We start from the raw sequence: 14,352 nt of genomic DNA, 5'->3' as shown, positions 1-14,352 counted from the left end.
CGGCGTCCGGGGCCGGCGCGTCCCGGGCCGTGTCCGGACGGCGTCCTACTCCGCCCGGGCGGCATCGGGGCCCCACCGGTACAGGTGCTCGGGGCGGCCGGTGCTGCCGTAGCGCAGGGAGACGCTGGCCTGGTGGGTCTCGGTGAGAGCGGCGAGATAGCGCTGGGCCGTGGCGCGTGAGATGCCCAGGGCGTCGGCGACGTCGGCCGCGGTGAGGGCGGCGTCCGAGGTGCGCAGCCGCTCGGCGACCAACCGCGCGGTGACCGAGGACTGCCCCTTGGGTGGCGAGGCCCGGGAGGCCTGTCTCAGCGCGGCGAGGGCCCGGTCGACGCCCTGCTGGCCGAGCTCGTCGGCGGAGTCGCGCAGCAGCGCGCGGTAGCGGGCGTACGCGGACAACTGCTCCGCGAGCCGCTCCGGTGTGAACGGCTTGACCAGGACGTTGACCGCGCCGGCCGCCACGGCGGCACGGATCAGCCCCGCGGAGCTGTCGGCGGTCACCATGAGCACGTCGCAGCCGAGCTGCGGAGCGAGCTCGACCCCCTGCTGGTCGGGCAGGTAGTTGTCCAGCAGGACCAGGTCCGGGGAGTGCTCGGCGACCAGGTGCCGGGCCTGCTCGGCGGTGTGCGCGACGCCGACCACCCGGAAGTCGGGGACGTCCTCGACGAGGCGCGCGTGCAGCCGGGCGACCCGGAAGTCGTCGTCGACGACGAGGACGGCGAAGCTCACGAGCCCTCCTCGCCGGCGCTCGTCGGCCGCGTCCGCGGCGCCGCTGCGTCCACGCGTGAGCTCGCGAGCGCGCTCACGTGGTCACCTCCGGCCGCTCGAGCACACCGGGCAGCCGGCTGACGAACACGGTCATGGCGCCGTTCCCGCCCGGGTGGGTCACCTCGACCCACCCGCCGAGGCTCTCGGCGGTGCCGCGGGCGATGGCCAGCCCCAGGCCGCGGCCCTCGCCGCGGGTGCTCACGCCTCCGGTGAAGATGCCCGCCAGGCGCTCCGGGGGCAGCCCGTCCCCGGTGTTGGCCACCGACACCACCAGGTCGTCCCCGTCGGCGAGCAGGTCGACCTCGACCGTCGCCGGCCGGACGGCGGAGTCGTGCGCTGCCTCCACGGCGTTGCCGACCAGGTTGCCCAGCACGGTGATCACCTCCACCGGCGCCACCAGGCGGTGGGGCACCCAGCTGCCGTCGGAGATGAGCAGCTGCACGCCGAGCTCCGCGGCCCGGGCCACCTGACCGCCGAGGTAGGCGCGCACCGTGGAGGAGGCGATCGCCTCGCTGTTGTCGGCCATGGCGATCGCGGGGGCGTCCAGCAGGGCGCTGACGTACTCGGCGGCGTCGTCCGCGTCCCCCGTGTGCAGCAGGCCGTGCACCGTGTGCAGGCGGTTGACGAACTCGTGCCGCTGCGCCCGCAGGGCCTGCGTCATCAGCCGGACGGCCCCGAGCTCGTCGGTGAGCCGCTCCACCTCGGTGCGGTCGAGGACGGTGACCACCGAGCCGAGCGCCCGACCGTCGCGTTCGACCTCCCGCCGGGTGACCACGAGCACCCGGTCCCCGGTGACGGTGACCGTGGGGGTGCCGGACCGGTCCGCGAGCGCGCGGGCGAGCGGCGCGGGCAGGTCCAGGTCGGCCAGCGGCCTGCCGGGCACCACCGGGACCCCCAGGAGCCGGGACGCCTCGGCGTTCGCCGCGCTCACCACCCCGCGGTCGTCGACGGCGACGACCCCGTCGGAGACCCCGTACAGCACCGCCTCCCGTTCCCGGACCAGCTCGGCCAGGTCGGCCGGCTCCAGCCCGAACGTCCGGCGGCGGAGCAGCCGGATCAGCAGGAGGCTCCCGGCCACGCCCAGCAGCAGGGCCACGCCGAGGAAGGCAGCCGTGCTCTGCAGCAGTCGCCGGAGGGCGACGGAGATGTCGTTGGCGTCGAAGCCGACGCTGACCTCCCCGACCACGCGCCCCGTGTCATCGCGGAGCGGGACCTTGCCGCGGGCGGACAGCCCCAGGGTCCCGCGTTCGACGGTGGCGACCTCGCGACCGCGCAGCGCGGCGTCGGGGCTCGTGCTCACCCGCTCCCCGATCCTGGCGGGGTCGGGGTGGGCCAGGCGGACGCCCCGGTCGTCGGTGACCACGACGAACAGCGCGCCGGTCGCCCGCTGCACGGCCAGGGCCCGGGCCTGCACGTCAGCACTGTCCTGCGCCAGGACCTCGTCGGCCAGCCGGGGCTCCGCGGCGACGCTCCGGGCGACGGCGAGGGCGCGTTGCTCGAACTGCTGCTCGAGGCCCGCCTCCAGCCGCCAGGCGACCACCGCGAACCCCAGGGCCACCACGGCGACGAGCACGGCGAGCTGCAGCAGGAGCATCTGCCGGGTGAAGGGCAGCGCCCGCCGGAGGCCCGTGCGCGGCCCGGCCGCCCCGGACCCGGCCGGCCTCCGGCGAGCGGCTGAGCGGAACGAGCGAAACGTCGAGAACACGACCTGTGCGGCTTTCCTGCGGAAGAGAGACCTGGGCCACGTGCCTCCCTAGTGTCCCTGGTCACAAGGGCCTGACGGAGGAGCCGACCCGAGCTCTCCGTCGCCGAGCGGGCCCGCCGCCCGGTCGAGCCGTCCGGTCCCGACCAGGCCCCGCACCCATCGACACCACACCGTCAGGAGCCACCCGTGCTGGTCACCCTCGGCTTCCTCATGATCGCGGTCTTCATGTACCTGATCATGAGCAGGCGGACCACCCCCGTGGTCGCCCTCATCCTCGTCCCGGTCGCCTTCGGCATCGCTGCCGGCGCGGGCACCGACATCGGGGACATGGTGATGTCGTCGGTCGAGGACCTCGCGCCCACCGCGGCGCTGCTGTTCTTCGCCATCACCTACTTCGGCATCATGATCGACGTCGGTCTGTTCGACCCGCTGATCCGCAAGATCCTGCAGCTGGTCGGGCACGACCCGGTCAAGCTCGTCGTCGGCACCGCCGCCCTGACCGCCATCGTCAGCCTCGACGGCGACGGATCGACCACGTTCATCATCGTGACGTCGGCCCTGCTGCCGATCTACCTGCGCCTCGGGATGAGCCCGGTCGTGCTCACCTGCGTCGCGGCGGTCACCAACGGTGTGCTCAACGTCGTCCCCTGGGGCGGCCCGACAGCCCGCGCCGCGGCCGCGCTGAACGTGAGCCCGACCGACGTCTTCGTGCCGATGATCCCGTCGATGGTCGCCGGCATCCTCGCCGTCTTCGTCCTGGCCTGGCTGCTGGGGCGCTCCGAGCGCAAGCGCATCGGGCTCGTCCACCTGCCGGTGGACGGGGAGGCCGGGACCGACGGCTCCGGGGGTCCGGCGCCCGCACCGGCCGGGATGCGAGGACTCCGCCCGGCCGCGGCGGGCGTCGGCGGCGCTCCGGTGCGCTCGGGAGGCGTGCTGGTGGGCGCGCGCGTGCGGCAGGACACCGTCGAGGTGGCGGTCGGCGCCACCGAGCCGGTCCCCGTTCCCGCGCACGACCCCGCGGCGAGCCTGCCCGACCGGGGGGAGCGGGCCCGGCCGGGTCTGGTGTGGGTCAACCTGGCGCTGACCCTCGCGGTCATGGTGATGCTCGTCGTCGACCTGGTCCCGATCCCCTTCGTCTTCATGGTCGCCGTCGGCCTCGCGCTGGTGATCAACTTCCGGCACGTCTCGCAGCAGGCCGACCAGTTCAAGGCCCACGCCGGCAGCGTCGTGTCGGTGGTCGGCATGGTGCTCGCGGCCGCCGTCCTCACCGGCGTCCTGTCGGGGACCGGCATGGTCGACGCGATGGCCGACTGGCTCATCGGCGTGATCCCGCACAGCCTGGGCTCGCACCTGGCCGTGATCACCGGCCTGCTGTCGATGCCCCTCACCTTCCTGATGAGCAACGACGCCTTCTACTTCGGTGTCCTGCCCGTCCTGACCGAGACCGCCGCCAACTACGGCATCGAGCCGGTCGAGATGGCCCGGGCCGCGGTCACCGGCCAGCCGCTGCACATGCAGAGCCCGCTGGTCCCGGCGTTCCTGCTGCTGATCGCCCTGGCCAAGGTCGAGATGGGCGACCACCACCGCAAGGCCATCTGGCGGTCGGTCGTCGTCTCCCTGGTCATGCTGGCGACCGGCCTCGCGCTGAGCGTCATCCCCCTGTGAACCCCGACCGGCGCCGCCCCGTGGGGCCGGCGCCGGTCCGTCGACGAGGAGATCTGCGATGCGCAGCACGATCGTGCTGGTGAACGACCGTCCCGAGGGGGACGCCGCCCTGCGCTGGGGCGCCGACCACGCGCGCCGGTGCGGCAACGACCTGCAGGTGGTGCTCGTCCGCGCCGACTCGCCAGCGGCCCCGGAGTACAGCACCCCGGCACTCCGCGAGCGGGTGACGGAACGGCTCGTCGACGCCGGTCTGCCGCACCTGCTCCACGCCCCGGAGGAGGACGTGGTCGCGCAGGTCGACCGGCTGGCCACCGCGGTCGGCGCCGACCTCGTCGTCGTCCCGGTCCGGCGCCGCTCCCCCACCATGAAGCTCCTCGTGGGGAGCATCGCGCAGCGGCTCATCCTCGACGCGCCGTGTCCCGTCGTCGCGGTGAAGGGCCTCGGGTGAGCAGGAGCGGGGACGCCCCGCCCGGAGCCGGCTGACGGACCCGGCACCCACACCACAGCGGCCGCCCGGTCGTCAGCCCGGGCGGCCGCTGTGACGTGCGCCCGGGTCGCGCCGGCCCGGCGAGCCGGGTGCCTGCTCCGCGGGTGCGCCGGTGCGATGCGCGGCGAGCCTTGAGCCGGTCGGGCCACCGGGGTAGAGAGGCGGGACACCGCTGCGCCAGGAGGCTGCCATGAGCCGCAGGCACCGTCTGCTCCGCTCCGCCATCGCGGCCGCCGCGGCCGCCGTCGCCGGCATCCTGACCAGGTCGATGGTGAGGGCCGTCGGTCGTCCCGGGGACGGGACCGGGTAGGGCGTTCGCTGCGGTCCCCTAGAACTGCCGAGGGCAGTGCCGGCGACGACCGGGGCAGCGGTCGTCTCACCGCACCGGCCTGGCCGAGGACGGCGCAGCAGCGGCCGCACCCGGGATCGGTCAGGCCGCGTCGAGGTCGGCTGCGATCGCCGCTGCGGCTGCCGACAGCGCGACCGACCACGCCCGCAGCCGGTCCCCCGAGTAGCGGGCGGTGGGCATGGAGACCGAGATCGCGCTCGCCACGGCGCCCCCGCCGTCCGGGATCGCGACCCCGACCGCGGTGAGTCCGGCCTCGGTGTCCTGGTCGTTGACGGCGAACCCCTGACGCCGGATGGTGGGCAGTTCCCGGCGCAGCCGGGCCGCCGTCTCGTCGTCGTGCTGCCCGAGTGCGAGGTCGAGGTCGTCGGGGGTCAGAGCGGCGAGGAGCGCCTTCCCCCCGGAGGTCAGGTGTGCCGGCAGCGACCGGCCGGTCCGGTCCCCCACCCGGAGGACGTGCTCGCACTCGACGGTGGCGACGAAACGCACGTCCGGGCCGGTCAGGACCATCAGGTTGGTCGTCTCCCCGAGCTCGTCGACCAACCGCCGCAGGTGCGGCAGGGCCAGCTCCCGCAGCCGCGCGACCGGCGCCTGCGGGAGCGGGGTGCGCTCCAGGATCCGGCCGGGGCCGTAGCGCCGGTCGGGCAACTGCTCGGCGAAGTCCCGGTAGACGAGCATCCCGAGCAGGCGGTGCGCCGTCGACGCGGAGACCCCGAGGCGCTCGGCCGCGTCCGTCACGCGCATCGGCCCCTCGTGCTGCAGCAGGGTGGCCAGGAGCAGGGCCGAGTCGACCGAGGCGATCGCATAGGGCGGTCGGTTCTTCACAGCAGAAAAGGCTATTCCGGGCTGCGGCATCGAGGGGACCGTCTGGCTGCGGACCCCACCGGCTCAGGCCAGGGTCCACACGCCGAGCGACGAGGAGGGCCGAGACGATGCAGTTCTACCTGGACGGCTACACCCCCGGCGACCCGCTGGTCGAGGAGCCGCACCCGTCGGTCGCCGACCGGCCGGACGGACTCCCCGAAGAGGTCGACGTCCTGATCATCGGGTGCGGTCCGGCCGGGCTCGTCCTGGCCGCCCAGATGGCCGCGTTCCCGGAGATCAGGACCGCGGTCATCGACCGCAGGGAGGGCCCGCTCGAGGTCGGCCAGGCCGACGGGGTCGCCTGCCGCACGGTCGAGATGCTCGAGGCGTTCGGGCTGGCGGGTCGCCTGGTCGACGAGGGCTACTGGGTCAACGAGGTCGCCTTCTGGCAGCCGGACCCGGACGACCGGAGCCGCATCCGGCGCACCGGCCGGGTCCAGGACGTCGAGGAGGGCCTGTCGGAGATGCCGCACGTCATCGTCAACCAGGCCCGCATGCTCGCCTACCTGCTGGAGCACATGGAGCGGTCGGCCAGCCGGTCGACCCCGCACTACGGCCTGCAGGCCACCGACGTCCGCATCGACACCGACGGCTCCTCGGAGCACCCGGTGACGGTGACCGTGCAGCACGTGTCGGGCGGCGAGGAGACCGGGCAGACCTCGACGATCCGGGCCCGGTACGTCGTCGGCTGCGAGGGTGCGCGCAGCCGCACCCGGTCCGCGATCGGCCGCGAGCTGGTCGGCGACCCGATGAACCAGTCCTGGGGCGTCATGGACGCCTTCGCGGTCACCGACTTCCCGGACATCCGGCTCAAGTGCACGATCCACTCCGCCGACCAGGGGAACATCCTGGTCATCCCGCGCGAGGGCGGGTACATGGTCCGCTTCTACATCGAGCTGGACCAGGTCGGCGACCAGGAGGGGCTCGACCGCCGCACCGTCACCCCGGAGGAGCTGGCCGCGGCCGCGAACCGGATCCTGCACCCCTACACCCTCGGCGTGCGGGACGTCGGGTGGTGGTCGGTGTACGAGATCGGCCAGCGGTTGTGCGACAAGTTCGACGACGTGCCGGCGGAGGAGGTGCCGGGCCGGCTCCCCCGGGTGTTCATCGCCGGGGACGCCTGCCACACCCACAGCGCCAAGGCGGGCCAGGGCATGAACGTGTCCATGGCCGACACCTGGAACCTCGGCTGGAAGCTCGGCGCCGTCCTCAGGGGGACGGCCCGGCCGGAGCTCCTGCACACCTACTCCGCGGAACGGCAGGCGGTCGCCCAGGAGCTGATCGACTTCGACCGCGAGTTCGCCCGGATGTTCAGCGCTCGCCCGAAGGAGTCCGGGGACGTCGAGGGCGAGGGGGTCGACCCGGAGGAGTTCCACCGGTACTTCGTCGCCCAGGGCCGGTTCACCGCGGGGGTCGCCACCCGGTACGCCCCGTCGATGATCACCGCGGAGAGCTCCGTCCAGGACCTCGCGGCGGGCTTCCCGGTCGGGATGCGCTTCCACTCCGCCCCGGTGATCCGGCTGGCCGACGCCAAGCCGCTGCACCTCGGCCACGTCGCCCGGGCCGACGGCGCGTGGCGGCTCTACGTCTTCGCCGACCGGGTGGAACCGACGAGCCCGGACTCCCGCGCGCGGGCGTTGTGCGACTTCCTGGCCTCGGACGCCTCCCCGATCGCCCGGTCCACCCCGACGGGCGCCGATCCGGACTCGGTGATCGACGTCCGCGCCGTGTTCCAGCAGGGGCACCGGGACCTGGCCGTCGACGCGCTGCCGCCGGTCCTGCTGCCGCGGAAGGGCCGCCTCGGCCTCGTCGACTACGAGAAGGCGTTCTGCCCCGACCCCGGGCGCGGCGACGTCTTCGACCTGAGGGGCGTGGACCGGGACCGGGGGTGCCTCGTGGTCGTCCGCCCGGACCAGTTCGTCGCGCACGTCCTCCCGCTGGACGCGCACGAGGCGCTGGTCGACTTCTTCGCCGGCATCCTGGTCGACGCCGCGTAGCGACGCCGTCCACCGCAGCCACATCCGGGCGAGGCACTCAGTTGGGTGTGCGGCGCTCTGCGCGGCCGTGCCTCGGGGCCCACGCGTCCGTCCGACTCGGTCCGCCGGAGCTCTATCCGAGGCGATGCAGGAGAGCAGGTGACCGCACGACTGATCCCGCCAGACCTCGAGATCCCGCTCCGGCCTCAGCTCACGAACTCCACGAGTGCCGAGATCGCGCCGCGGGTCGTTCCCGGCGGCGTCGTCGGTGCCGGTTCCACGTGCAAGGACGCCGCGCACGCCTCTGGCGGGACCTCGATGGGCCGGCAGTCCCCGGCCCTGAGCTGGACTGAGGAACCCGAGCCTGCCCCGAGGAAGCGCACGTCGACGACAATGCTCGGCATCGCACCCGGCACCTGATCGTCGTAGTAGAGCGTCAGGCGCCGTTCTCCGAAACGGATGTCACCGGCACTGACAGGCAGGGGCACGACCCGGTTGATGTGGGCGTTGGGGCCGCTTCCTGCGCTCTGGTCGACATAGACAGCGAATGCTCCAGAAGGCATGTCCGGTTTCCTCGTCTCGAGCCGCACATCGACGACACACCTCGCGCAGGCTCCTCACTTCGGCGCCGCTCCGCCGTGACCGCGCCCACCAGTACGCGTCGACCGGGCGTCTCCCCGTCCCGGAGCCCTGGCCGGAGTCAGGACCGGTGGTCGGCTCCCGGAGAGCCCCGTAGCGCCGACCGCGGTCCTCGCACCCGTCCCCGGCACGCACCCGCTCCGGCTCCGGAGGCGTCCCACACCGACTGCGATGCGGGCCGAGCCGCCGGCGCCATGCCGGCCAGCTCGGCCCGCCGCATCGAGCGCGACGGCGTCGATCGCGCTGGCGTAGCGCCTCCAGGAGCCGGCGGAGCCCCTGCCCCAAGAAGGCGTGAGGTCCGCACCGAGGAGCTCGGCAACCTCCCTGAGGCGCACGGCGGAATCCGGACGCCTACCCGCGCCCCCCACCACCGATCGCGCCTCCCGCGGCGCAGCGACCTCTCCGGTCAGCACACCTGGAGAGGTCTGCAGGCAGCCAGGGAGGACATCGCGGAGGAACCGGGACTCGAACCGGATCAGCGATGCTCGGCGAAGTACTCGTGGCTGTCCGCATTCACCACTGCTCGCGCCGGATCGTCCTTGGCGAGGGCACGACACGCATTCACCCCGTAGGCGATGTCGTCAGTGCGGCACACTGCGTGACTCCACTCATGGATCAAGGTGCCGAACTTGGAATCGGTACCTGACTCCGGCGCGCTGTGGTAGAGAGCGCACAGCCACACCGTCCTGCTGCCTTTGAAGGTGTACGCGTACACGTTCGGCCGGCAACCGGTGCCCGTGAGGTCGTAGGTGACCTGGATGTTCGCGAGGAAGTCCCGCATGTCCTCGAAATGGCTGGTCACGGTGTCGTACCGACCCTGGTCGAAGACACCGAACCACTCGATGAACAGGGCGTTCGTGCTCGGCGTGGCCGACGTGAGTTGTTGGAGGCACAGCCCACACTCCTGCTGCGCCTTGTCGTGCGCTCGTCGGGTCACGGCCTGCTGGGCCGGAGTTCCGCCGTTGAAGTTCGGCGCTGCAGCCTTGTCCTCGGCAGACCTGACCTCGGGTCCTTCCGCCTGCCGCACCGACGCCCCCAACGTCAGCTTCGGTTCCCCGTCCGGAGTCACGGTGAAGCGCGCCGTGGACCCGTCGATGTCATGGGCTTCGAGGGTGTCGCGAGTTCGTGGTGCCGCTTTCGTGTCGCCGGCGACCACGAAGGCGTCGTACAAGCGAGGATTCAGCGTGATCTCGTAATCGCCGGGCCGGTCGATAGCATAGAGCCTCGAGATGTCGACCTCCGCCGAGATGGACTGGCCCGGAGCAAGGAAGACGTAGTCCTCGTCCAGGGGGTCCCCGCGATTGACCAGTTGACCGTCGTACTCGACCGGCTCACCGTCACGCCGCACGATCAGAAAGTCGGCGGCCACATCACCCTCGAACGGCGTACCCCATGCCAGGAACTGCACTGCCTGCTGACCGTCGTTCCGGACTTCGAGCCCCACGGTCACGGGCTCACCCAGCGCATAGGAAGGCGCAGCACTCAGTGCGGCAACGAAGGGTTGATCCTGCATCTCACATCTCCTCACTCGTCCGGTGGCACCCGGGCCGGTGACCCACCGTCAACACACGGTCGAAGTCCGAGTTCGACTGCGTGCTCACTGGTCGCGGATCGCAGCCCCAGGTCGACATTGCACTCCTACTGGGCGATGGCACATGCACCCACGGAGCCATAGCTCCGCCTCCGTCGACCACCGCACGTCCGCTCTAGGTCAGTTCGTCATCGCGCCGATCTCGCCACGGTCGGACCCATGGCGGCGTTCCCTCTGCACCCGGCTCTCCCGACGCTCTCAATCCGGTGTCATCGTGAGCCTCCTCGCGTTGTCCAAGTCCGGTAGGGCTACACGGCAAAAGAATCTCATCCGCAGCGTCACCGTCCTGTCACGGCATCATCACCGCGCATTCTCGAGTGCCGTTGCACGAGCTCATGACGATGTGGCGGCAGGTCGACGCCATGTGCCAGCAGCGCTACCGAATCCGTCAGCCTGCGGAGGATGTCGAATAGCAGACTCGGCATTCCTCCCTGAGGCACCGAGGCGAGGATCAGGCTCGTGCGGTCAGACCCGACCCTTCGTCGAATTGTCGCGAAGTGCTGGTGTCGAGCCACTCACGGAGCACCGTGGCCAGCGTGAACCGCGTGATCCCGGTCAGGTAGTTGTCGTAGTCCAACGTGTCCGGAGTGTCCGACGTGGCGTGGTAGTGCGGGTTACCCACGCCCTCGTAGGCCCCGATCACCACGTGGCCCTTGGCCTCGAAGGGCATGTAGTCGCTGAAGTAGATCGGCCCCTGCTTGATCGGCAGGTCGGTGTAGTCGGCCGCAGCCTGGGTCATCACCGCGCCGAAGGCTCGGGAAGCGGCGTCGTTGGCGGCCACCAGGTTGCCCATGTCGAACTCCACGACCACCGACCCGTCCTCCGGTGGGCGGCCGACCATGTCCAGGTTGATCATGCGGTGGACGTCTACGCCGGCCGCCTGCAGCGCGTCGGCGTAGGCCGAGGAGCCCCACAGTCCCTGCTCCTCCCCGGAGAAGGCGACGAACTGCACGGTCTCGGTGAGGTCGACACCGTGCAGCAGCCGGGCGACCTCCAGGATCGCGGCCACGCCGCTGGCGTTGTCGTCCGCGCCGGGCGCACGAGCGCTCGAGTTGTCGCGGCTCTCCATCCGGCAGTCGTAGTGGGCGCACAGGATGACGATGCGACCGTCGCCGTTCGTGCCGGGTTTCGTGCACACCACGTTGTCGGCGGTGTGCCCGTCGCGGATCCAGGGGAGTTTCACCACCTCGTCGTGACCTGCAGCGGTGAACGCCGCCGCGATCAGGTCGGCCGCCTGGTGGATGTGCGGGGAGAACGTGTGCCGGGTGGGTAGCGCTGCCAGCGCCTCCACCGTGGCGCGCAGTCGGCCGGCCGATACCTGCCCGACCAGCTCGGCGACCCGCTCCTCCGTGGCGGCCTCTTTCCGGGATCGTGCGGTCGGCGGGGATACCGGGACTGCCGGAGCCGGGGGGACGCGCTTGTCCGGCGGCGGGAACCTCAGCGGCCCGGTCACGACGACCGACTCGTGGCGCTGGTCGGCATGCGAGACACAGGAGCGTCGCCGCGGCTGTTCGGCGCGGGCAGGTCTCGGTCCTTGCTCCAGGGGTTCACGGAATCTCCCTGCTGCCGTGCGCTGTGGACGGCGCCGAGGCCGAGCCGACACGTGTGTCGGCCGCGCGGTCGGACACGGTCACCCGTGCGCCCGCCACGCCCTCTGGCTGCACCGCCTGGACGGGGACCTTGCGCTGCCCGATGTTGTTGTCGAAGCGGGCCAGCTGCTCGTGTGACACCGAGCCGGCGAGGGTCGCGGTGATCGCCGGGTCCTCGGTCCCGTGCACCACCACCAGGAGCCCCTCCTCGCCGGCACACTGTGGCGTCCAGGTGATGGGGCCGACCCGGAGTGTCCCGCCGGCCGGGATCGGATCCGCGACGGTCGAGGACCCCAGCGACGTGAAGTCGTCCGGCCACGTGGTGGCGGTCGCCGGGTCACAGCGGAACGCCTCCATCTGGAAGGTGCCGGCCGAGGCCGCCTGAGCGCCGCGGTTGCGGAGCTGCACGTAGAGGTGGTTGGGCCGGCCGGCGAGCGGCGGCTGGTGGCCCTGTCGGGGATCGTCGCCGTCGCTCATGGCGTGGTTGCGCACCCAGATGTCCGGCGAGCTCCAGTGCGGAGCCGGACTGGGGATGACGCCGACGTCCCCGGCGCTGTCGGTGACGTACACGTCGACCGGACGCCGCACCCACAGCCCGCGGTTGACGAAGGCCTCGTCCATCACCTTGCTGTACAGCCCGCCGGTGAGCTGCGTGTCAGCGATGATGAGGTCCTGAGCCAGTCGGCGGGCGTGAGCGGCGCCCGTCGACTGGTCGTCCGGCGTGATCAGCAACATCTCGAGGACGGTCGCGATGAGCGCGTCCGCGGCCTGCCGCCGCACGAGCGGATCAGGCGAGCCCCCGCCCATGCCCAGATAGGACTCCCACACCGCGGTCCCGAGCATGGAATTGCGCAGGTTGAAGCGGTAGCCGGCGAATCCTGGGTCGTCGAACCGCTCGGCGCGGTCCAGGGTGCGCTCGGTGCTCCACCGGTTGGTGACGTTGTTGTCGAACGGGAACGTCTCCGTCCGTCGGTGCTGATTGGCGTTGAACCGGTCGCGGTAGATGGCCGGGACCGCGTCGCAGAAGCTGTGCTCGTAGGAACCGGATCCCCCGTGGTCGCTGCCGAGGAACTCGAACACGCCGTGCATGTACTCGTGGATGATCACACCCATGTCGGCGGCATCCGGCGTGCCGCCCTCACCAAACCGGATGCGTGGTGGGGTCGTTCCCATCCACTGGCTGTTGTCCTCGCCGTCGAACCCCTGTGCATCGACGTCCACCCGCACCATGTTCGCGTTCAAGGTGGGATTACCGAAGGTGCGCAGGTAGCGGGCGAACGAGTCGATCCAGAAGTAGGCGTTCGCACTGAGGGACCTGCGATCCGCCGGGAAACTGTCATAGGCGAAGTCGGGTCCGGGTTCCTCGGGCTGGGGAAATGCCGGGGTGTCCCAGTCGTTGCAGTTGACCCAGTCACCGCGGAGGCGGAATGTCCGACCCGTCGCCGCATCGATCCCAGCCTGCACGGAGTGCAGGAACGGGTTGAGGACGGCGGCGCCGGATCCGCTGTGCAGGGTGGCGTCGTCGGACTCGCTCACCGGGTCGGGCACGAAGACCCGCAGGTTTGCGGTCGCGTACTTGCTGAGCAACTGGACCCACAGCACGGTGCCCGACACCGCGTCGACGACCACCCGGAACACCTCGAACGGCTGACCGGTCTGCACCTCGACGTCATGCACCAGGTGAACCGCACCGTCGGATGGGACGCCGGTCGACAGCAGCGCCACCGACGCCGTCGGATAGTCCGCCTCCGGCACCGAAGGCCGTTCGACGTCTCGGAGATACGCCAGCCGGCTGCGCACGATCTCGGCGGAACCGAACCCGGTCTCGAACGGCGCTAGCACCGCAGATCGCAGTTCGTCGATCGAGCGCGCCTGCTCAGGCGTCGCTGCACCGCTCAGTTCCTGGTCAGCGGCATTGCTCACACTGACGACACTGCTGGTACGCGTGCTCGCCACCGCCTGCAGCGTGGCTCCCAGCACCGGGAGGTCGTTGTGGAACTGGCCGTAGCGCACCCGCAGTGTGCCGGCGCCCTCTGCGGAGTCCAGCTCACGCAGGTCGGCCCCACCGGCCTTCAGGTCTCCACCACGCTGTGCCATGAAGCGGTCGATCGCCGCCCGCGGGCTCTCCGCGCGGTATCGCGTGCCGCCGGGGTCGGTGAACTCCCGCAACACTCCGTCCTGCACGGTGTCCCCGACCTCGGGAACGATGCGCAAGGCCTCCGCGCGTGATTCGCGGCCTTCATCTCCGTCGACAGTCACGTGCTCCCTCCACTGGGTGCGGACTCCCGCCATGAGGCATTCGCCCGGGCAGCGGTGCTCGAATGTCTCGCCGGTACGACAGCAGGAAGCCCGCCCGCCGACCCGCTGACAGCAAAGCGCACGGTATGGGACGTCCGTCACGGAGTCGTCACCGCGGCGTCACAAGATCCCCCTCCTCGACGGCGGACCGCCAGGACGTGGGCTCCCGGTGACGATCGACTGTTCTCGCGTGTCCACCACCTCCTCGAGGTGGGAGTGGTGGATCGCGGGCTCACCTCACACTCGGCCACTCCGGAAACAATCCACGCCCTTCCCCCGATGCCGCGGAATGGACGATTCAGCGAGCACTCCGGCGTGGGAGCTCACCCGCGGCTGCCATTGGGCCGACGCGCGAAGGTGGAGCGGCGGCCGGTCACAGAACGCGGGCCAGGCGCATGGTGACGGTGACAATGCCGTGACGCTGCGG

10 protein-coding genes are annotated in these 14,352 nt (G+C 71.5%); 3 read left to right on the top strand and 7 right to left on the bottom strand.

The features are described from left to right. Positions 1-45: 45 nt before the first annotated feature. Entirely contained in the window at positions 46-726 is a 681-nt protein-coding gene (locus ACI79G_RS10285; protein ID WP_456881025.1) for a response regulator, read from the bottom strand. Between the two features lie 73 nt (positions 727-799). After that, positions 800-2,359: an ATP-binding protein gene (locus ACI79G_RS10280; protein ID WP_456881024.1), complete on the bottom strand. Its 1,560-nt coding sequence runs from the start codon at positions 2,357-2,359 to the stop codon at positions 800-802. A 297-nt stretch (positions 2,360-2,656) separates the two neighbouring features. On the opposite strand from ACI79G_RS10280, the gene ACI79G_RS10275 reads away from it, so the two are divergent. Next, complete coding sequence (locus ACI79G_RS10275; protein ID WP_456881023.1) at positions 2,657-4,135, top strand: CitMHS family transporter; 1,479 nt, start codon at positions 2,657-2,659, stop codon at positions 4,133-4,135. Between the two features lie 58 nt (positions 4,136-4,193). After that, entirely contained in the window at positions 4,194-4,583 is a 390-nt protein-coding gene (locus ACI79G_RS10270) for a universal stress protein (RefSeq protein WP_456881022.1), read from the top strand. 469 nt (positions 4,584-5,052) lie between these two features. Here ACI79G_RS10270 and ACI79G_RS10265 read toward each other — a convergent pair whose 3' ends face one another. Then, positions 5,053-5,793 carry an IclR family transcriptional regulator gene (locus tag ACI79G_RS10265; RefSeq protein ID WP_456881021.1) on the bottom strand — a complete coding sequence of 247 codons (741 nt, stop codon included), beginning with the start codon at positions 5,791-5,793 and terminating at the stop codon, positions 5,053-5,055. Between the two features lie 107 nt (positions 5,794-5,900). On the opposite strand from ACI79G_RS10265, the gene ACI79G_RS10260 reads away from it, so the two are divergent. Further along, on the top strand, positions 5,901-7,829 hold the full coding sequence (locus ACI79G_RS10260) for an FAD-binding monooxygenase (RefSeq protein ID WP_456881020.1): 1,929 nt from the start codon (positions 5,901-5,903) through the stop codon (positions 7,827-7,829). Between the two features lie 185 nt (positions 7,830-8,014). On the opposite strand, the gene ACI79G_RS10255 is transcribed toward ACI79G_RS10260, so the two are convergent. The 4 genes from ACI79G_RS10255 to ACI79G_RS10240 form a co-directional block, all read right to left on the bottom strand. Then, positions 8,015-8,398 carry a hypothetical protein gene (locus ACI79G_RS10255; protein WP_456881019.1) on the bottom strand — a complete coding sequence of 128 codons (384 nt, stop codon included), beginning with the start codon at positions 8,396-8,398 and terminating at the stop codon, positions 8,015-8,017. Positions 8,399-8,922: 524 nt separating this feature from the next. Further along, positions 8,923-9,960: a M35 family metallo-endopeptidase gene (locus tag ACI79G_RS10250; protein ID WP_456881018.1), complete on the bottom strand. Its 1,038-nt coding sequence runs from the start codon at positions 9,958-9,960 to the stop codon at positions 8,923-8,925. 529 nt (positions 9,961-10,489) lie between these two features. Next, on the bottom strand, positions 10,490-11,329 hold the full coding sequence (locus tag ACI79G_RS10245; RefSeq protein WP_456881017.1) for a M28 family metallopeptidase: 840 nt from the start codon (positions 11,327-11,329) through the stop codon (positions 10,490-10,492). Positions 11,330-11,585: 256 nt separating this feature from the next. Further along, a complete protein-coding gene (locus ACI79G_RS10240; protein WP_456881016.1) occupies positions 11,586-13,886 on the bottom strand; it encodes a hypothetical protein in 2,301 nt (766 codons plus the stop codon). Positions 13,887-14,352: the final 466 nt, after the last annotated feature.

The organism is Geodermatophilus sp. SYSU D00779, assembly GCF_054050595.1.
Note: the sequence above shows the minus strand (reverse complement) of the source record. Positions and strands in the feature narration are given on the sequence as shown.